Genomic DNA, 19146 nt, shown 5'->3' with positions numbered 1-19146 from the left:
ATGACCGATGTCCAGGGACCGCTCGCCGGCGCGACCCTCGCCACCGACCGCAAGCGTCGACGGCGGGGCGGCGACCCCGCTCCGAAGGTCAAGCTGGGGGCCAGGCGCTGGTTCCGCGAGATCGGCTGGCGCCACCTCGTCGGCGTCATCGCGGTCGTCTGGGCGCTCTTCCCGGTCTCCTACCTGGTCTCCGCCGCGCTCAACCCGCTCGGCAACGTGGTCACGTCCACGCTGATCCCGCAGACCTTCAGCCTGACCAACTTCACCCAGCTCCTCGACGAGCAGCCCTTCGGCACGTGGGCCCGCAACAGCATCATCGTGTGCGTGGTCGTGGTCTTCGTCCAGCTGCTGTTCAGCGCGCTGGCGGCGTACGCCTTCAGCCGGTTCCGCTTCAAGGGCCGCCGCGGCGGCCTCCTGGCCCTGCTGCTGATCCAGATGTTCCCGCAGTTCCTCGCCGCGGTCGCGCTCTACCTCATGTTCACCGACCTCGGCGCGGTCATCCCGGCGATCGGGCTGGACACCCTGGCCGGCTACATCCTGATGATGTGCGGCGGCTCGCTGGGCCAGGTCTGGCTCATCAAGGGCTTCTTCGACTCGATCCCGATGTCGCTCGACGAGGCCGCGATGATCGACGGCGCCAGCCACGTGCAGGTGTTCTTCCGTATCATCCTGCCCCTCGTGCGGCCGATCCTCGCGGTCTGCGGCCTGCTGGTCTTCGTCGGCGTGATCGGCGAGTTCCTGATGGCCTCGATCTTCCTGCGCGACTCCGGCAACAAGACCCTCGCGACCGGTCTCTACGGACTCATCGACGCCGATCGTTCCAACAACCTCGGCGTCTTCGCGGCCGGCTCGATCCTCACCGCCATCCCCGTGGTGCTGCTCTTCCTCTACCTCCAGCGGTTCATCGTCGGCGGCATCACCGCCGGCGGTGTGAAGGGCTGATCCGCGTGGCCGGAGCTCCCGACCCGCTCGACCCGCACCACGACGGCTCCCCGACGTACGTCGACGGCGCCGGCGCGCGCCTCGGCGACGAGGTGACCCTGCGCGTACGCGTGCCGCACACCGCGGACGGATCGCCCGGGGCGAGCCGGGTGGTGCTGCGCGCCGTACGCGACGGCGAGCCCGCGGTCAGCAACGCCGAGCAGGTCTCCGAGGACGCCGCCGGCACCTGGTGGGAGGTCGGGCTGCTGCTGGTCAACCGGGTGACGTCCTACCGCTTCCTGGTCTCGCGCGGGCCTGCGGACTACCGCTGGCTCACCGCGACCGGCGTGCACGCGCGTGACGTCGCCGACGCCGGCGACTTCCGCATCAGCACCGACCACCTGCTGCCCGACTGGGTCGCCGACGAGATCGGCTACCAGGTCTTCCCCGACCGCTTCGGCCGCACCGAGACCGGCGCCCCCGTCCCGGACTGGGCCATCCCGTGCGAGTGGGACCAGCCGGTGGTGCACAAGGGACCGGACGTGCCGTTCCAGTGGTACGGCGGGACGCTCGACGGCGTCGCCGAGCACCTCGACCACCTCGACCTGCTGGGTGCGACCCTGCTCTACCTCACCCCGGTCTTCGAGGCGTGGTCCACCCACCGCTACGACGCCGTCTCCTTCGACCGCGTCGACCCGCTCCTCGGCGGCGACGAGGCGCTCGAGCGCCTCGCCGATGCCGTCCACGACCACGGCCTGCGCCTGGTCGGCGACCTCACCACCAACCACACCGGCGAGCACCACGACTGGTTCGAGCGGGCCCTCGCCGACCCGTCGTCGCCGGAACGCTCCTTCTACCGCTTCTCCGACGACTACGAGCACGGCTACGCCGCGTGGCTCGACATCCCGAGCCTGCCCAAGCTCGACCACACGTCGGCCGAGATGGCGCGCCGGCTCTACGCCGGCCCCGACTCCGTGGTCGCCCACTGGCTGCGCCGCGGCCTGGACGGCTGGCGCGTCGACGTCGCCAACATGACCGGCCGCTTCGGCGGTGACGACCTCGCCCACCAGGTCGCGCAGGAGATCCGCCGCACGATCCACGACGTGTCGCCCGACGCGTGGCTGCTCGCCGAGCACGGCCACGACGCGACCGCCGACCTCACCGGCCCCGGCTGGCACGGGACCATGGACTACGCCGGGTTCACCCGCCCGCTGTGGTGCTGGCTCAACGGCGGTGCCCCCGGCGGTGAGGGCTTGCCGCACGGCCTCGACTACCTCGGCCTCCCCGTCGACATCCCCGTCCTGCCTGCCTCGGCGGCGGTCGCCACCATGCGCGAGGTGCACGGGTCGATCCCGTGGACCTCGTGGCAGGGCTCCACCATGCACCTCGACTCCCACGACACCCCGCGGTTCCGTACGGTCACCGGCGGCGGCACCGACGGCGGCGTCGACCTCGACGGCCGCGGGCGCGACCTGCACCTGGTCGGGCTGGCACTGCAGATGACCATGCCGGGCGTGCCGGTGGTCTTCATGGGCGACGAGCTGGGCCTGACCGCGGTCGACGGCGAGCACGCCCGTACGCCCTTCCCCTGGGACCGCTCCGAGACCTGGGACCAGCCGACCCTCGAGGCCTACCGCCGCTGGATCGCGCTGCGCCGCGAGCACGTCGCGCTGCGCCGAGGCGGCATGCGGTGGCTCCACGCCGGGGAGGACTCGATGACCTTCCTGCGCGAGCACCCCGACCAGACGGTGCTCGTCCACGCCGTACGCCGCCCGTGCGCCGCGGTCGACCTCCCCGCGCACGCCCTGGGGCCCGAGACCGCCCTCACCACCCTCGCGGGCTCCCCGGCCGAGGTGGCCGGCGGCACCCTCACCCTCCCCGGCGGGCCGGGCGTCTCCGTGCACATCGTCGGGTGAGCACCCGACCGACGAGCACCCGACCGATGAGCACCGACCCGCTCGAGCGGCTGCGTGCTGCCGGCTATCCCGTCACGCACGAGGTCGGGCGCGGCATGGAGGGCGTGGTGGCCGCCCTCGACGACGAGCGCGTCGTCAAGGTGTGGGACCGGCGTCCGCGCGTCGAGGTCGACCGGCTGCGCGCCTTCTACGACGCGGTCCACGACGGTCTCATGGAGGCCGGCGTCGAGCTGGCCGTGCCCCGCATCCTCGACGTCGGCGAGGTCGACGGGCTCGTGGTCACCGTCCACCCCCTGCTGCCGGGACGCGCGGAGGCCGACGCCGGACCGGGGCCGGTCGTGGAGGTGCTGGCCGGTCTGTCACACGTCCCGGTGCACCCGGACATGGCGGTCCTGCCGGTGCCGGACGGCGAGCGGCCGTTCGATCCTTCGGTGCCGTTCGCGATCTCCCTGGCCGACCTGGTGCTGCGTCGCGCGGAGCTGCTCGGCGACCTGCTGCCCGACGGGGTGGCCGAGCGGATGGCGGAGGCGCTCCGAGCGGTGCCGGCCGTGCCGCCGCGGCTCGTGCACGGCGACCTGGGTCCGGTGCACGTCCTGCTCGAGGGTGGCCGCCCGGTCGGGCTGCTCGACTTCGGCTACGTCTCCACGGTCGGCGACCCCGCGTTCGACGCGGCGGTGGCCGCCTGCCTGCAGGACATGTTCGGCCCCGGAGCCGCCGCGGCGACGGCCGCCTTCGACGACCTCGCCGTACGCCGCTTCGGCCACGACCCCGCGGTGCTGGTGCTCTACCGCGCGGCGTACGGCCTCGTCACGGCGAGCTGCCTCGTCGGGCACCCGGGCAGGCACATGGACTGGTGCCTGGACCTCGTCGACGCCTGGGCGGGCGTCTAGCCCGCGACTCGATCGGCAGGAGCCGGGATGCAATCGAAGAGGGTGCTGCTCTGCTTGGCGGTGGCGTGCCTCCCTGCCAGTGGCTGCGAGAGTCTGGGGGGCGGGCTGGACATCGTCAACGAGACCGATCAGCCGTTGTACAGCGTCGAGGTGATCCCCCCTGACGGTGGACGGTGGCGCTACACGATCAACGACTGCAGCGACGGCGATCTCACCGCCACCGCCGAGGACGGGACTGTGTTCGCTGAGCTCACCGAGAAGTGGTGCCCGGGTCAGGTGTGGACCATCACCGGCAAGGGCGAGAGCTCACTCAAGGACGGATGAACCCGGGCCCGCGCCGTGACCCCGTGTGGAAGCCCGCTCATCGGCAGCTGCGGATGCTCGAGGCGTCAACGCCGAGGCCGGACCTCAGAGGTGCACGCCCGCGTACATGCCGATGAGGTAGGTGACGCCCATCGCGAGCACGCCGCCGCTGACGTTGCGCAGGACCGCGGGCAGCCGGGGGCTGAGCCCGATCCTGGCGCTGACGAAGCCGGTGAGCGCGAGGGCAGCGACCACGCTCAGCACGGTGACCAGGATCCGCGTCCCGGGCGGCACGAAGGCGACGATCAGCAGCGGCAGCAGCGCGCCGACGGTGAAGGCGAGCATCGAGGCCCACGCCGCGTGCCAGGGGTTGGTGAGGTTGTCGGGGTCGATGCCGAACTCGATGTCGGCGTGGGCGCGCAGGGCGTCGTGCTCGGTGAGCTCGCGCGCGACCTGCGCGGCGGTCTCCTCCGAGAGGCCCTTCTCGACGTACATCTTGGCGAGCTCGCGCTCCTCGGTCTCCGGCATCTGCTGCAGCTCGGTCTCCTCGAGATGGAGGATCGACTTCTCGGAGTCGCGCTGGGTGCTGACCGAGACGTACTCGCCCGCCCCCATGCTCAGCGCGCCGGCGGTCAGGGCCGCGATGCCGGCGATCACGATCGTGCCGCTGTCGTCGGTCGCGCCCGCGACACCCATCACGACGCCGGCGGTCGAGACGATGCCGTCGTTGGCACCCAGGACGGCGGCGCGCAGCCAGTTCAGCCGCGTGCCGACATGGTCGCCCAGCTCGTCATGGAAGTGCTGGGGCTCCTCGTCGGTTCCGATCTCCAGGCTCACCGGACCATCGTCGCGCGCGGGGGTGGGCGTCGCAACGAAGGTGAGGCTGCGCTCAGCGCTCAACGCTCAGCCGAGGGCGTACGTCCCGACGACCTCGTGGCGTGGCCGCCGGCGCGGGCCCTCGCCCAGGTGGGACGCCACGAGGGCGAGCTCGGTGACCTGCCAGCGCGGGGCGTCGGCGTACGCGTCGAGGAGCCGGACCCACGAGCTGACGTTGGCCGGTCGTCCGAGCCGCGCGAGGGTCAGGTGCGGGTGGAACCGCTGCCCGTCGACGCGGGCGCCGGCGCGGGACACCGCAGCCCGCGCGGCCGCGGCCAGCTGGTCGAGCGCGGCGTCGTCGTCGGGCTCCAGCCCGGCCCAGAGGACGCGTGCCGCGTCGGGGTGCGGGAAGGCACCGCCTCCGGCGACGCGCATCCCGAACGACTGCCGCCGTGCGGCCGCGTGCGCCAGCAGCTCGTCGAGCTCCTCCAGCGACCGCTCGGGCACCGACGCCGCGAACGCCAGCGTCACGTGCCACTGCTCGGGCGTCGACCAGCGGAAGGCCGCAGCCTCCCGGCGTACGTCCAGGAAGGCGTCGAGGTGCTCGACGACCTCGACCGGCGGGACGATGGCGACGAACATCCTCATCGGTCTCGATACGCCCTTCTGCGACTTCGTTCCTCAGTCGCGGGTCCACTCGACCTGGCCGAGCCCACGCGCCGACCTCGTTCCTCGGGCGTCGCTGCTCGTCTCATCAGAGCCCGAGGTCGCGCCCGATCAGCATCTTCATGATCTCGTTGGACCCGGCCCAGATCTTGGTGACCCGGGCGTCGCGCCAGGCGCGGGCCACGCGGTACTCGTTCATGTAGCCGTAGCCGCCGTGGACCTGGACGCAGTGGTCGAGGACGTCGTTCTGGACCTGCGAGGTCCACCACTTGGCCTTGGCCGCGTCGACGGGGGTCAGCTCCTTCTTGGTGTGCGCGATGACGCACTGGTCGACGAAGGCCTGGGTCACGTCGACGCGGGTGACCAGGTCGGCGAGGAGGAACTGGGTGTTCTGGAAGGCGCCGATCGGCTGCCCGAAGGCCTGGCGGTCCTTGGCGTACTGGACCGTCTCCTCGAGGATCTGCTTGGCGTGGGCCAGGTTGGTGATGGCCGAGCCGAGCCGCTCCTGCGGAAGGAACTGCATCATCGAGATGAAGCCGGTGTCGAGCGGACCGACGAGGTCGGCCCCGGAGACGCGGACGTCCTCGAAGGCGAGCTCGGCGGTGTCGGACTCGTCCTGACCGACCTTGTCGAGCACGCGCCCGACGCTGAAGCCCTCGAGGGTGGTGTCGACCGCGAAGAGCGAGATGCCCTTGGCCTTCTTCTCCGGGGCGGTGCGCGCCGCCACGAGGACGATGTCGGCGGAGCCGCCGTTGGTGATGAAGGTCTTGGACCCGTTGATGATCCAGTCGTCGCCGTCACGCACGGCGGTGGTCTTGAGGTTGGCGAGGTCGGAGCCGCCGCCGGGCTCGGTCATGCCGATGGCGGTGACGATCTCGCCGCTCGCGCAGCCGGGCAGCCAGCGCGCCTTCTGCTCGTCGTCGGTGAGGTGGACGAGGTACGGCACCGTGATGTCGGCGTGGATGCCGACGCAGCTCGGCAGGGTCATGTTGACCTTGGCCAGCTCCTCGGTCAGCACCGCGTTGAAGCGGTAGTCGCCGGCCTCCGAGCCGCCGAACTCGTCGGGGATCTCGAGGCCGAGGAAGCCCTGCTTGCCGGCGGCCAGCCAGAAGTCGCGGTCGAGGCCGTGGTTGTCGGCGTACGTCTCGAGGTGCGGGGTGACCTCGCGGTCCAGGAACTGCTTGACCGAGGCGCGGAAGGCCTCGTGGTCCTCGTCGTAGATCTCACGCTTCATGCGGCCTATGTTACCCGCGAGTCACCAAGCCGCGACCCATCATGCCGAAGAGGGCCACGGGCGGGCCGGATTGGGCGTACCGTCGCGACGTCGGACTCGTGAGGGGGCGATCACACTGGTCAGGGACGACGACGGGGTGTGGGCGCGTCCACGCGGGCAGGCGTGGGGCAACGAGGCCCAGCGTGCGGTCCTCCACGCCGTCGCCGAGGACATCGCCAAGCGCACCCAGCACAAGGTCGTGGCCATCGAGGCCCTGCGCTCCGACGGCTTCCTCGAGTTCGTCGCGATCGCCGGCGACGACGCGGCCCGCGACAAGATGCTCGGGCAGGCCTCACCGCTGGCACTCGACCACATCCATGCCCTCGGGCAGGAGATGGACGGCTGGCGGCACATCCCCAGCGAGCGCCTCGACGACGTCACCCGCGCGTTCCTCGACGAGTACGGCCACAAGCCGGACACGCCTGCCTCGGGGCTGCCCAACGGGTGGGACCCCGACGACCAGCTGGTGCGCCTGCTGGAGAACGAGGACGGCGAGCTGCGCGGGCTGCTCTACCTCGACGAGCCCCATTCCGGCCTGCGTCCGACGCCCGGGGTCGTGGCGGCGATCAACGCCGAGGCGGGGGTGCTGTTCGAGGCGATCGTCAGCATCGTCGAGCGCGAGCTCTACGGCGAGCAGGTCCGCATGGTCACCGCGGCGCGTCGCGCCATCGACACCGTACGACCCGGCCTGGGCGTCGAGGAGCTGGTGGCCGAGCTGTCGCGTGCCCTGGGCGAGGCCCTCGACCTGGCCACCGTCGACGTGGTCGTGGCCGGCTCGGTCGTCCCGGGCCTCGAGGACGACCGGCACCACATGGGCGAGGTGATGCGACGCCAGTGGGACCGGCGCGGCCACGTCGTGGTCGAGCGCGAGCGGACCTGGAGCATGCAGGAGGAGTCGGTGGAGACCCCGCCGTCGCTCACCCGGATGCTCGACACCTACGACCTCGGGTCCGGTCTCCTCGTCCCGATCGGGGCAGGCGAGGAGTACCTCGGCACACTGGCGATGGGCCGCGCGGCCGACGCGCCGCGCTGGATCGCCTCGGAGATCAACGCCGTCACCGTGGTGGCGGCCGACCTGGCCCGGCTGCTCCTCGAGGCCCGCCTGGGCGAGCGTGAGCGTGCGCTCAACGCCGAGCTGCGCGGGGTCAGCGACTACCGCCGCGACATGGTCCTGACCCTCGCCCACGAGCTGCGCAACCCCGTCAGCGTCCTCTTCACCCACCTCGAGCTGCTCGACGAGGAGTCACCGGCCCAGGACGCGCGCGAGTCCCTCGATGCGCTCGGTCGGGCCGCGCGGCGCATCGAGGACATGGTCGAGGACCTGATGGCGCTCGCCTCGGTCAGCGACCCGGAGGCCGGCACCTCGACGACCGAGGTGGACCTCTCCGCCCTGGTCCACGAGTGCGCGGAGTTCCTCGCGCCGATGGCGACCCTGTCGGGGGTCGAGTTGCGGCTCGCGGTCGCCGACGACCTCGTCCTCACCGGTGAGCCCGCCGCGCTCCAGCGCATGGTCACCAACCTGCTCTCCAACGCGTTCAAGTACACCGAGTCGGGGGGACGGGTGAGCGTGGACGTCGCGCGCACGGCGGCCGACGGGGTCGACGGCGTACGGGTCACGTGCGCCGACACCGGCATCGGGATCCCCGCCCACGAGGTCGACAAGGTCTTCACGCCGTTCTTCCGCTCCGGCAGCGCGGAGGCGCGCAGGCGCCCCGGCACCGGTCTGGGCCTGGCGATCATCGATCGGGTGGTGACCGCTCACCACGGCACCGTCCGGCTGACCTCGGAGGTCGGCGAGGGGACCACCTTCACCGTGTGGCTCCCGCTCGCCCCACCCGCTGAGGTGGGCTGAGCACAGCACCGGGCAACAGTTCGTCCACAGCCGGGGTCAAGACCTGCGGAAACCCGCCCGGCCGCTTGGCCCCGCGCCTACCATCCCAGTGGCGGGTGGGGAGGACGAGTGCGCCATGGAACAGGGGCAGAAGGGGGAGCGCAGGACGCGCGACCTGAGCTGGGGTGATGCACGCGCCCGCGCGCTGATGCACGCCCTCGCCCGGGACGCCGCCACCCGCGCCGGCTTCCGCGTCTGCGCCATCGAGGTGGTCCGCCCCAAGGGCCTGCTCGAGTTCGTCGCTATCTACGGCGACATGACCAGCGCCGCGGAGCGGCTCGGCACCGCCTCGCGGCTGTCCGACATGCAGCAGGTCTTCGCCGTCGGTGAGCCGTTCGGGCTCTTCATCTGGGTCCCGGAGGAGAACTTCTCCGACGAGCTGCGCGAGCAGATGGACGGCGTGATCGTCGTCCCCGACATCCCGGTCACCGGCGAGGTCGGCGACTGGCACCCGATGGACATGCTGGTCGCCCGGATCCTCGACGAGCGCGGCGACCTCCGTGCCCTGCTCTACCTCGACGTCCCCGTCGACTCGCGGCGTCCCGACAAGGAGCGGCTCCTCGAGGTCTCCGACGAGCTGGCGATGACTCTCAACTCGGTGCTCACCGCGATCGAGCGCGAGGAGTACGCCGACCACATGCGGGTCATCCGTGCCACGCGCCGCCTGGCCCGCTCCGACCCGGCCCGCCACGACGTCGGGCACCTCCTGCGCGAGGCCCGCTCCACCCTGCTCGGGGCGCTGTCGGTCGACGAGCTCGAGATCCGCGTGTTCATCGACGAGGACGTCGAGGCCCCCGACAGCCTCGGCCTCCAGGTGGCGCCCGAGGTGCGCCGCGCGCTCGACGAGGCGGCCGCACGAGCCTGGGTCGGCCAGCACGTGCTGGTCATCGAGCCGGAGAACGTCTGGGGCGACGCGGAGCTGGCGGCGTACGCGCCGTGGTTCAGCGACGCGCTGCGTGCCGCCGGCTTCGAGGCGGTCGTCGTGGCGCCCGTCGGCGTCGACGACGAGGTGCTCGGCATGCTGATGTGCGCGCGCCGCACCGGGTCACGGCGCTGGACCGACGGCGAGGGGGTCGCCGCCCTCGAGCTCGGGCACGACCTGGGCCGCGCCATCGCCAACGCCCACGCCACCCAGCGCGAGCGGCGCCTGCTCGGCGAGCTGCGCGAGCTCGAGGAGTCGCGGCACCGCTTCCTTCGCGAGCTGACGCACGAGATCAACAACCCGATGACGGTGATCGCCGCCAACGCCGAGTTCCTCGCCGCGAGCGAGTTCGTCGACGAGCGCGACCTCAAGCGCGCCCAGGCCATCCTGCGCGGCAGCGAGCGCCTGGGCGACCTGCTGCAGGGGCTCGCGATGCTCTCCCGCGTCAGCGACCCGCAGTCCCCGCCGGCCATGCAGCACACCGACCTCGTCCCGATCGTCGAGGAGACGCTGTCGGCGATGACCGCGGTGGCCGAGCGCGTCGGCGTCACGCTGCACCTGGTCGGCGACCTCGGCGAGGCGGTGGTCCTCGCCGACCCGCGCGAGATCGCCAGCGCCGTCACCAACCTCGTCGACAACGCGGTCAAGTACTCCAACCCCGGCAACGAGATCTGGATCGGCATCGAGCGGCGTGCCGACGGTGGCCTGTCCTTCGCCTGCAAGGACGAGGGCATCGGCATCTCCGACTCCGACCAGGCCAACCTGTTCGCGCCGCTGTTCCGCTCGACCAACGAGGAGGCGCTGATGCGCCCGGGCACCGGGCTGGGCCTCGGCATCGTCCGGGAGATCATGCAGCGCCACGGCGGCAGGGTCGAGGTGGAGTCGACGCTCGGGCGCGGCACCTGCGTACGCCTGCACTTCCGCCCGCTCAGCTCCGGCGAGCCGGACGACGACCCGTCGCCACGCGACTCGACGAGCTGGGTCGTCGGTTCCTGAGGCCGGTCAGGGACGGATGACGTCCTTGCGGGGAGGCGCCTCGACCTCGACGTCGACGTCGAACTCCGAGAACGAGAGGGTGCCGCCGTCCTGCATGGAGGTGGACTCCAGCTTCACGACGTGGTGCGGCGCCTCGCTGAGCACCCAGGTGTTCTCGTCGTGGGCACCGCCGGGGGAGGCGGTGAGCTGCACGGCCTTGTGGCCGTCGATGGTGGTCTCCTCCACGACGCTCGCGGGGACCGGGTCGTCGACCTCGTCCCGCTTCGAGCGGCCCTTGCCGGCGCCGTCCTCCTGGCCGAAGTCGACGACCTCGAAGGTCGCGAGCAGCGCGTCGAAGTCGCAGAGCCGCGTCGCGGTACGGCCGTCGAGCTGCAACCACGAGCTGCTGAGGCGGTCGAGCACCTGCCGGGGCACGGACCCGCCGCCGAGGCGGTTGAAGGCGCCGGCCTCGCCCTTGACCCAGGCCCGGTTGCCGATGCGACGGATGTCGAGGTGGCTGCCGCCCACCCGCAGCGTGCCGGCGCACCGGTCGTCACGGTCCATGCTGAGGTCGACGAAGAACTGCTCGCCGCCGTCGCGCACCTGCCCGGTCATCCGCAGGCTCGTCACCTCCAGCATCGCCTCGCTGGCGGCGACGACGATCGCGTCCCCGTCCTGCTGGGCGAAGTCGCTGGTGGTGAAGTCCTCGTACACGCTGCACCCGGCGGTGGTCGCCACCAGCGCCACGGTCGCGGCCACCCCTCGGATCACGCGCATGGGTCCCCCTCGTCCTGAGCCGCTCGATCTCATCACGGACCACGGCGCGCCGCAGGCGATCGCCGCAAGTCAGCCGAGCAGCTCCTCGACCCACTCCGGCACGAGCCGGCTCGCCGGACCGCGGCGGGACTCGGCGAAGTCGGTGGCGCCGGAGCTGGGCTCGAGGTTCAGCTCGAGGGTGCGACCCCTCGCCCAGTGCACGAACGCGGCGGCCGGGTAGACCGTGCCCGAGGTGCCGATCGAGACGAACAGGTCGCACTCCCACAGCGCCTGCTCGACGACGTCCATGCCGTAGGGGACCTCCCCGAACCACACGACGTCGGGGCGCAGGGTCGCCGACCCGCACCCGGGGCAGGGCGGAGAGTCGACCAGCGGACCGTCCCACGCGTGCCGTGCGTCGCAGGCCGTGCACCACGCGGACTGCAACCGGCCGTGGATGTGGTGGACCCGACGCGAGCCGGCGCGCTCGTGGAGGTCGTCGACGTTCTGCGTGACCACCAGCAGGTCGTCGCCGAGGGCGTCCTCGAGGCGTACGAGGGCGTGGTGGGCCGCGTTGGGCTCCACCCGGGAGAGGGCGGCTCGCCGGGCGTCGTAGAACCGCTGCACCAGGTGCGGGTCGTGGGCGTACGCCTCCGGGGTGGCGACCTGCATCGGGTCGTGGCCCTCCCACAGGCCGCCGGAGTCGCGGAACGTGGTGAGCCCGCTCTCGGCGGAGATGCCGGCGCCGGTGAGCACGACGATCCTCTGGTGGCGGGACATGCCCCAGTCCTACCAGCCCGTCACCCGTAGGGGTGCGCGCACATGGAGGTGGCGCCGCGACTCCGGTAGACAGGCGGGCATGACGGACGTGGGAGGGATGTCGGACGCTGTCGCGTTCGTCGGCGACTGGACCGGGCAGCTCGTGGCGACGTCGGTGCACGCCGGGCACGCGCTGCGGCCCGAGATCGCCGAGGCGATGGTGCTCGACGAGGCCGAGCGGTTCCGCGAGGAGGACCCGTTCACCGACCGGCTCGCCGCTGTGGTCCCCGACCACGTGGTGACCTCGCGGTCCCGCTTCGAGGCCGACCTCAACCGGCCGCGCCGCGAGGCGGTCTACCGCACGCCCGAGGACTGCTGGGGGCTCGAGGTGTGGCGCGGCGGCGAGCTCTCCGACGAGCTCTTCGAGGGCAGCCTCGCGACGTACGACGCCTTCTACGACGCCCTGGCGCCGCGGCTCGACGCCGTGGCCGAGCGTGGCCCGTTCGTGCTGCTGGACGTGCACTCCTACAACCACCGTCGCGACGGCGCCGACGAGCCGCCCGCCCCGGCGTCGGAGAACCCCGAGGTCAACGTCGGCACCGGCAGCCTCGACCACGACCTCTTCGGCCCGCTGGTCGAGCGCTTCACGGGCGACCTGCGCGACGCCTCGCTCGGGTGCGGGCCGCTCGACGCCCGCGAGAACGTCGCGTTCGAGGGGCGCAACCTCGCTTGGTGGGTCCACGACCGCTACCCGCGGGTGGGCTGCGTGCTAGCGCTGGAGTTCAAGAAGACCTTCATGGACGAGTGGACCGGTGAGCTGCACGCCGACCGGTTCCGCTGCGCCCAGCAGGGGCTCGCGGCGGCCCTGCCCGGGCTGCTCGACGAGCTGGCCCTGCTGCGATGAGCGACGACGCCGACGATCCCCGGGCCGACGCGGGGCTCAGCGCCGCCGACCTCGCCGTCGACCACCGGCTCTCGCTGCTCGCCCAGAGCTACCGCTTCCTGCTCGACATCACGCCGGTCGACGCCGACGACCTGCGCGACGACTTCCTCGAGGGCCGCCAGCCCGACCCGCCCTTCACCTATCGCGAGCTGGAGACCGATCCGGCCGTCATCCGCGCCGAGCTCGACGACATCGACCCCGGCGCCGTCGAGGACCCGGTGCTCGGCCAGCTGCTGCGCGCCAAGCACCGTGAGATGGAGCTCCAGCTCGACATGCTGGAGGCCCGCGACACCGACGACTTCCTCCCGCTCAGCGTGGAGCTGTACGGCGGGGTGTCGCCGTCGCTGCGCAAGCAGGCCGAGGGGCTGCTCGCCACGATCACCCGCACCGAGCCGACCGACGAGGCCCTCGACGCCGAGGAGTTCCTCGCGATGGCGGAGGCCGAGATCGCGCGCTACCGCGACGAGGACCCCGACCTCGACATGCACGCCGAGATCCGCTCCGACGTCAACGGCGTCATGGTCTCCGGCGACGTGCTGCTCATCGGCCCCGAGACCAAGGTCCAGCGGCCGCGGGCCCAGGCGCTGCTGCACCACGAGGTGGGGACCCACCTGGTCACGCAGGCCAACGGCAGCCACCAGCCGATCAAGGTGCTCGGCGTGGGGCTGGCCGGCTACGACGAGACGCAGGAGGGCCTGGCCGTGCTCGCCGAGATCGCCTGCGGCGGTCTCACCGCCTTCCGCCTGCGGCAGCTGGCCGGTCGCGTGGTGACCGTCCACCGGCTCGTCTCCGGCGCCACGTTCGCCGAGGCGCACGAGGCGCTGGTCGCCGACGACTTCCCGAGCGGCAGCGCGTGGACCACCGTCATGCGCGTCTACCGCTCCGGCGGGATGACCAAGGACGCGATCTACCTGCGCGGGCTCGTCGAGCTGCTCGACCACCTCGGGTCGGGCGGCTCGCTCGACCAGATGTGGCTCGGCAAGTTCTCGCTGCGCGACCTGCCCCTCATCGGCAACCTGGAGGAGCGTGGACTGCTGCGCCCCGCCCGCGTCCTGCCGCGCTACCTGCTCGACCCGTCCGCCCACGACAACCTCGCCCGGGCGGCCGGCACGGACGACCTCAGCACACTCCTGGAGGAACAGCCATGAAGATCGGATTCGTCGTCAACGACATCGCCACCGAGAAGGCGGAGTACACCACCAACCGCCTCGCCATGGCGGCCAAGGAGATGGGCCACGAGGCCTGGTACATGGGGATCGGCGACTTCGCCTACGAGCCCGACGGGTCGCTGAGCACCAAGGCCCGCGCCGGCCAGGCCAAGTCGTACAGGTCGCTCGAGCGGCATCTCGCGGACGTGCAGAAGCCCGACGTCGAGCAGCTCATCGGGATGGACGAGTTCGACGTGGTGATGCTGCGCAACGACCCGGCCGACGACGCCGAGTCCGACCCGTGGCGCAACAACGCCGGCGTCGCGTTCGGGCAGCTCATCGCCTCCAGCGGGGTGCTCGTCGTCAACGACCCCACCAGCCTGGCCAACGCGCTGTCGAAGGCCTACTTCCAGCACTTCCCCGAGATCGTCCGCCCGCGCACGCTGATCTCGCGCGACGAGGACATGATCGAGGAGTTCATCAAGGACCTCGGCGGCAAGGCGGTGCTCAAGCCGCTCCAGGGCTCCGGCGGGGCGGGCGTCTTCCTCGTCGACCGCAAGGAGGCGCCCAACCTCCAGCAGATCATCGAGGCCATCTCGCGCGACGGCTACGTCGTCGCCCAGGAGTACCTCCCCGAGGCGGCCAAGGGCGACGTGCGAATGTTCGTGATGAACGGTCAGCCGCTCACGGTCGACGGACAGTACGCCGCGTTCCGGCGTACGCCGTCGACGAAGGACATCCGCTCCAACATGTCGGCCGGCGGCAAGGCCGTGAAGGTCGCGGTCACCGACGAGATGCTCGAGATGGTCGAGGTCGTGCGGCCCAAGCTGGTCGCCGACGGCATGTTCCTGGTCGGGCTCGACATCGTGGGCGACAAGCTGATGGAGATCAACGTCTTCAGCCCCGGCGGACTCGGCAGCGCGCAGGCGCTCACCGAGGTCAACTTCGCGCCCGCGATCATCGCCGAGCTCGAGCGCAAGGTGAAGATCCGCCAGCACTACCCCGAGATCGACAACTGCCGCCTCTCGACGAGCTGACGCCGAGGGCTGGAGACCTCTGTCCCCACCCCTTTGTCCCCACCCCTCTCGATAGTCCGCTGCGAAATGCCGCTCCGGAGGCCCCCCGCACCGGCTTTTCGCAGCGGACTACCCAAGCGGCCTGTGAATCAGTAGTACCAGGGGAAGGGCGACCAGTCGGGGTCGCGCTTCTCGAGGAACTGGTCGCGACCCTCCTGCGCCTCGTCGGTCATGTAGGCCAGGCGCGTCGCCTCGCCGGCGAAGAGCTGCTGGCCGACGAGGCCGTCGTCGAGAAGGTTGAAGGAGTACTTCAGCATCCGCTGCGCGGTGGGGGACTTGCCGTTGATCTTGCGGCCCCAGTCGAGGGCGACCTTCTCGAGGTCGGCGTGCTCGACCACGCGGTTGACCGCGCCCATGCGGTGCATCTCCTCGGCGTCGTACTCGTCGGCGAGGAAGAAGATCTCCCGGGCGAACTTCTGACCGACCTGCCGCGCGAGGTAGGCCGAGCCGTAGCCGCCGTCGAAGGACCCGACGTCGGCGTCGGTCTGCTTGAAGCGTGCGTGCTCGCGGCTGGCGAGGGTGAGGTCGGCGACGACGTGCAGGCTGTGCCCGCCGCCGGCGGCCCAGCCGGGGACCACGCAGATGACGACCTTGGGCATGAAGCGGATCAGCCGCTGGCACTCGAGGATGTGCAGGCGAGCGAGCTTGGCCTTGTCGATGGGGTTGGGCGGAGCGCCCTCGTCCACGTGGCCGTCCGTCTCGTACTGGTAGCCGGCCCGGCCGCGGATGCGCTGGTCACCGCCGGTGCAGAAGGCCCACTTGCCGTTCTTGGCGCTCGGGCCGTTGCCGGTGAGGATCACGCAGCCGACGTCGGCGGACGTGCGCGCGTGGTCGAGCGTACGGAGCAGCTCGTCGACGGTGTGCGGCCGGAACGCGTTGAGCACGTCGGGGCGGTCGAAGGCGATGCGTACGGTGCCGTGCTCGCGGGCCCGGTGGTACGTCAGGTCGGTCAGGTCGTCGAAGCCGGGGACGGTGTCCCAGGCCTCGGGGTCGAAGATCTCGCTGACGCCCTCGATCGCACTCATGCCCGGGAGGGTAGCCGTGCCGCCGCGGAAGAAGTGTGCCCGCCTCGGCGTTGGACAGGCATGGCACTGACTGGAACATATGTCCCGAGCACCGCCCAGTGGGTCCGCGACCAGGTGGCGGAGTACGAGGCGAGCAACGGCGAGAGGGCGAACACCCTGCGCGACACCGGCTACCCCATCGTGGTCATCACCTCGGTCGGCGCGAAGTCGGGCCACCTGCGCAAGAACCCGGTGATGCGGGTCGAGCGCGACGGCGCCTACCTCGCGGTCGCGTCGCTCGGCGGGGCCCCTCAGAACCCCGAGTGGTACCACAACTTCGTCGCCCATCCCGAAGTCGAGCTGCAGGACGGCGCGGAGAAGCACGTCTACAGCGTGCGGGTCCTCGAGGGCGAGGAGCGCGCCGACTGGTGGCAGCACGCCGTAGCCACCTGGCCGACGTACGCCTCCTACCAGGAGAAGACCGACCGGGAGATCCCGCTCTTCCTGCTCGAGCGCGCCTGACTCAGGTCGGCTGCCCGGGGTCCGGCTCGACCTCGTCGACGACCGCCTCGTCGTCGAGGTCCTCGTCGTGCACGATCGTCTCCTCGTCGGGGTCGACGTGGGCCGGCGCCTCCGGCTCGAACGGGTCCTCCGGGTCTGTCGCGTCGTCTGGGAGAGCCGCGTGCTCACTCATGTCCGTGTCCTCTCGTCAGGTGGGGGCGTGCGTACCCCCATCCGACCGCGTCGTGGGCGCGCGCGCAACGGCCCCGTGCGCAACGGCCTTGAGCCCTTCCCGCCGGCGGCTCCCGGCCCCACAATGACGCCGTGACGACCACGGTGCCGACCCGCTCGGCCTTCGACGACCCGGTCGACGCCCCACCGGCGAGGTGGATCGGCGCGCTGGTGCTGCTCAACCTCGGCCTGATGGCCGGCTGGTTCGGCCCGATCCAGGTGCTGCTCGCCCAGCAGGCGGCCGACGTCGCCGCTGTCGAGCCGGGCGGGATGAGCAAGGAGGCGCTGCTCGCGGTCGTGCTGTTCTCGGGTGCGTCGGTGTCGCTCGTCGCCAACCCGGTGTGGGGCGCCTTCAGCGACCGTACGCGCTCGCGCCTCGGACGCCGGGTGCCGTGGATCCTCGGCGGTGTGGTCCTCGGCGCCGCGTCGCTGCTGCTGCTGTCGGTGGCGGAGAGCGCGCTCTGGATGGTCGTCGCCTGGAGCCTGGTGCAGCTCGCCCTCAACGCCGCCTGGGCAGGCGGCGTCGCGGCCGTGCCCGACCAGGTGCCGGTCCCCCGGCGTGGACTGATCGGCGGCTTGATTGCCATCGCCGGCACCGTCGGCGTGCTGCTCGGCATCAAGATCGCCGAGGTCACCGGGTCGATCGCTCAGGGCTACGTCACGATCGCGGCCGTGATGCTGCTGCTGTCGGTGCCCTACCTCGTCGGGTCGCGCGACATCGCGCTGCCGGCCGACCACCCGCTCGAGCCGATGGACTGGAAGCGGCTGGTCCGCTCGTTCTGGGTCTCGCCTCGCGAGCACCCCGACTTCGCCTGGGCGTGGCTGACGAGGTTCCTCGTCAACCTCGGCAACTGGATCGCCCTCAACTACCTCTACTACTTCCTCACCGACGGCCTCGGGTTCGGCGACGACGACGCGACCGCCCGGCTGGGCGTCCTGGTCCTGATCTACGGCGGGTGCACCGTCGCCACCACTGTCGTGGTCGGGCACTGGAGCGACCGCGTCGGCCGCCGCAAGGTCTTCGTGATCTGGTCCGGCGCGTTGATCGGCGCCAGCTCGCTCGTCCTCGGGCTCTGGCAGGCCTGGCCCGGTGCACTGCTCGCCGCGGCCGTGCTGGGAGCCGGGTTCGGCGTCTACCAGGCCGTCGACTTCGCGCTCATCACCCAGGTGCTGCCCGGAGCCGTGGACCGCGCGAAGGACCTCGGCGTCATCAACATCGCCGCCGCGCTGCCGCAGGTGCTCGCCCCGGCCATCGCCGGCCTGCTCCTCGTCGTCGTACGCGAGCTGGGCGGGTCGGTGGCCACGCAGGGTGAGTCCTGGTCGCTGGGCTACGGCGTCGTCTACATCGTCGGCTTCGCGTTCTGCGTGCTGGGCTCGGTCTTCGTCACCCGGATCCGCTCCGTGGCCTGACCTCCGGAGACTCGTACGGCGCGCGATCAGCGGTGAGTGACGCAGGTTCTGGGCGCTGAGAAGGTGTCTCACTCACCGCCAACGGCGTGCGGGCGAGGGTAGATCCTCAGGTGCGGCTGATCGTGATCGCCAGGCCGAGCAGGTGCTCGAGGCGGGCGAGCTCGGAGTCGAGGAACTCCGGACCGCCGCGGCGGCCCATCAGCACGAGGTCGTCGCCGAACGGGGCGGCGCACTCGACGTAGACCTCGTCGCCCGGCAGCCGGGTGGGCACCGCGACCGGCTGGACGTCGTACGCCGAGGGTGCCGCGTCGGTCGCGTGCACGACGGTGCCGCCGTTCTCACCCGGGGTCACCCGGGCCGCCCAGTCGACGCGGAAGGCGATCGGCAGCAGCTCGACGAGCCGGTCGCGCGCGGTCGAGGGGTCCTCGGTCAGCGCCTCGACGACCTCGAGGTCGAGGAAGAGGTTGCCGCCGGCGGCGTAGCGACTGATCCACAGCACGCTCACGCCGTCGAGCACGGAGCAGGCGGAGATGATCGAGTCGGGCATCGTGCCGGAGGGGATCTCGAGCAGCACGTCGTCGACTGCGAAGCCGTCGTGCTTCTCGACGATCTCGATCGCCTCGATGTCGCCGCCGGCCTCACCGATCGCGCTCGCGACGCGGCCCAGCGACCCCGGGACATCGGGGAGCTCGACGCGCATCAGGTAGGGCATGCCACGAGGCTAGCGGTCGCGCGTGTCCGCCAC

At 71.6% G+C, this 19146-nt stretch carries 19 protein-coding genes; 11 read left to right on the top strand and 8 right to left on the bottom strand.

The window, feature by feature from the left end:
• The 4 genes from AC57BS_RS22475 to AC57BS_RS22460 are packed head-to-tail and all read left to right on the top strand — an operon-like array spanning position 1 to position 4051.
• Positions 1 to 942 carry a sugar ABC transporter permease gene (locus AC57BS_RS22475; RefSeq protein ID WP_496413671.1) on the top strand — a complete coding sequence of 314 codons (942 nt, stop codon included), beginning with the start codon at positions 1 to 3 and terminating at the stop codon, positions 940 to 942.
• Between the two features lie 5 nt (positions 943 to 947).
• The gene (locus tag AC57BS_RS22470) at positions 948 to 2837 is read left to right on the top strand and encodes a glycoside hydrolase family 13 protein (RefSeq protein ID WP_496413670.1); all 1890 of its coding nucleotides are present in this window, start codon (positions 948 to 950) and stop codon (positions 2835 to 2837) included.
• A gap of 26 nt (positions 2838 to 2863) precedes the next feature.
• Positions 2864 to 3727 carry a phosphotransferase family protein gene (locus AC57BS_RS22465; RefSeq protein ID WP_496413669.1) on the top strand — a complete coding sequence of 288 codons (864 nt, stop codon included), beginning with the start codon at positions 2864 to 2866 and terminating at the stop codon, positions 3725 to 3727.
• A 27-nt stretch (positions 3728 to 3754) separates the two neighbouring features.
• Positions 3755 to 4051, top strand: coding sequence for a hypothetical protein (locus AC57BS_RS22460; protein WP_496413668.1), 297 nt, complete (start codon positions 3755 to 3757; stop codon positions 4049 to 4051).
• A gap of 84 nt (positions 4052 to 4135) precedes the next feature.
• Here AC57BS_RS22460 and AC57BS_RS22455 read toward each other — a convergent pair whose 3' ends face one another.
• The 3 genes from AC57BS_RS22455 to AC57BS_RS22445 all read right to left on the bottom strand — a co-directional run bounded on the left by AC57BS_RS22455 (position 4136) and on the right by AC57BS_RS22445 (position 6746).
• Positions 4136 to 4867, bottom strand: coding sequence for a VIT1/CCC1 transporter family protein (locus AC57BS_RS22455; protein ID WP_496413667.1), 732 nt, complete (start codon positions 4865 to 4867; stop codon positions 4136 to 4138).
• 66 nt (positions 4868 to 4933) lie between these two features.
• The gene (gene thpR, locus AC57BS_RS22450; protein ID WP_496413666.1) at positions 4934 to 5488 is read right to left on the bottom strand and encodes an RNA 2',3'-cyclic phosphodiesterase; all 555 of its coding nucleotides are present in this window, start codon (positions 5486 to 5488) and stop codon (positions 4934 to 4936) included.
• A gap of 112 nt (positions 5489 to 5600) precedes the next feature.
• Entirely contained in the window at positions 5601 to 6746 is a 1146-nt protein-coding gene (locus AC57BS_RS22445; protein ID WP_496413665.1) for an acyl-CoA dehydrogenase family protein, read from the bottom strand.
• Between the two features lie 136 nt (positions 6747 to 6882).
• Between AC57BS_RS22445 and AC57BS_RS22440 the strand changes: the two genes are divergently transcribed.
• Together AC57BS_RS22440 and AC57BS_RS22435 are read left to right on the top strand one after the other, a co-directional pair.
• Positions 6883 to 8637, top strand: a complete 1755-nt coding sequence (locus AC57BS_RS22440; RefSeq protein ID WP_496413664.1) for a sensor histidine kinase — start codon at positions 6883 to 6885, stop codon at positions 8635 to 8637.
• Between the two features lie 115 nt (positions 8638 to 8752).
• Complete coding sequence (locus AC57BS_RS22435) at positions 8753 to 10594, top strand: sensor histidine kinase (RefSeq protein WP_496413663.1); 1842 nt, start codon at positions 8753 to 8755, stop codon at positions 10592 to 10594.
• A gap of 6 nt (positions 10595 to 10600) precedes the next feature.
• On the opposite strand, the gene AC57BS_RS22430 is transcribed toward AC57BS_RS22435, so the two are convergent.
• Positions 10601 to 11350: a hypothetical protein gene (locus AC57BS_RS22430; RefSeq protein WP_496413662.1), complete on the bottom strand. Its 750-nt coding sequence runs from the start codon at positions 11348 to 11350 to the stop codon at positions 10601 to 10603.
• 69 nt (positions 11351 to 11419) lie between these two features.
• Complete coding sequence (locus tag AC57BS_RS22425) at positions 11420 to 12109, bottom strand: NAD-dependent deacylase (protein ID WP_496413661.1); 690 nt, start codon at positions 12107 to 12109, stop codon at positions 11420 to 11422.
• 79 nt (positions 12110 to 12188) lie between these two features.
• On the opposite strand from AC57BS_RS22425, the gene AC57BS_RS22420 reads away from it, so the two are divergent.
• Genes AC57BS_RS22420 through AC57BS_RS22410 form a run of 3 tightly spaced genes read left to right on the top strand, consistent with a single transcriptional unit; the run spans position 12189 to position 15216 of the window.
• The gene (locus tag AC57BS_RS22420; protein WP_496413660.1) at positions 12189 to 12992 is read left to right on the top strand and encodes an N-formylglutamate amidohydrolase; all 804 of its coding nucleotides are present in this window, start codon (positions 12189 to 12191) and stop codon (positions 12990 to 12992) included.
• Positions 12989 to 14179 (top strand): peptidase MATCAP family protein, encoded by a 1191-nt coding sequence (locus AC57BS_RS22415; RefSeq protein ID WP_496413659.1) that lies wholly within the window; start codon positions 12989 to 12991, stop codon positions 14177 to 14179. Before AC57BS_RS22420 ends, AC57BS_RS22415 begins: the two co-directional genes overlap by 4 nt.
• On the top strand, positions 14176 to 15216 hold the full coding sequence (locus tag AC57BS_RS22410; protein WP_496413658.1) for a glutathione synthetase: 1041 nt from the start codon (positions 14176 to 14178) through the stop codon (positions 15214 to 15216). The genes AC57BS_RS22415 and AC57BS_RS22410 overlap by 4 nt, the downstream gene beginning before the upstream one ends.
• 128 nt (positions 15217 to 15344) lie before the next feature.
• On the opposite strand, the gene AC57BS_RS22405 is transcribed toward AC57BS_RS22410, so the two are convergent.
• Complete coding sequence (locus tag AC57BS_RS22405) at positions 15345 to 16280, bottom strand: 1,4-dihydroxy-2-naphthoyl-CoA synthase (protein ID WP_496413657.1); 936 nt, start codon at positions 16278 to 16280, stop codon at positions 15345 to 15347.
• Between the two features lie 60 nt (positions 16281 to 16340).
• Here AC57BS_RS22405 and AC57BS_RS22400 point away from each other — a divergent pair, with 60 nt between their 5' ends.
• Positions 16341 to 16781, top strand: coding sequence for a nitroreductase family deazaflavin-dependent oxidoreductase (locus AC57BS_RS22400; RefSeq protein WP_496413656.1), 441 nt, complete (start codon positions 16341 to 16343; stop codon positions 16779 to 16781).
• A 1-nt stretch (position 16782) separates the two neighbouring features.
• On the opposite strand, the gene AC57BS_RS22395 is transcribed toward AC57BS_RS22400, so the two are convergent.
• On the bottom strand, positions 16783 to 16953 hold the full coding sequence (locus tag AC57BS_RS22395; RefSeq protein WP_496413655.1) for a hypothetical protein: 171 nt from the start codon (positions 16951 to 16953) through the stop codon (positions 16783 to 16785).
• Between the two features lie 131 nt (positions 16954 to 17084).
• Here AC57BS_RS22395 and AC57BS_RS22390 point away from each other — a divergent pair, with 131 nt between their 5' ends.
• A complete protein-coding gene (locus AC57BS_RS22390) occupies positions 17085 to 18401 on the top strand; it encodes an MFS transporter (RefSeq protein WP_496413654.1) in 1317 nt (438 codons plus the stop codon).
• A gap of 106 nt (positions 18402 to 18507) precedes the next feature.
• Here the strand turns inward: AC57BS_RS22390 and AC57BS_RS22385 are convergent, their stop codons facing one another.
• On the bottom strand, positions 18508 to 19104 hold the full coding sequence (locus AC57BS_RS22385) for an ACT domain-containing protein (protein WP_496414218.1): 597 nt from the start codon (positions 19102 to 19104) through the stop codon (positions 18508 to 18510).
• Positions 19105 to 19146 lie beyond the last annotated feature (42 nt).

It is taken from the genome of Nocardioides sp. BGA-UO-ETr-FS32, from assembly GCF_059567905.1.
Note: the sequence above shows the minus strand (reverse complement) of the source record. Positions and strands in the feature narration are given on the sequence as shown.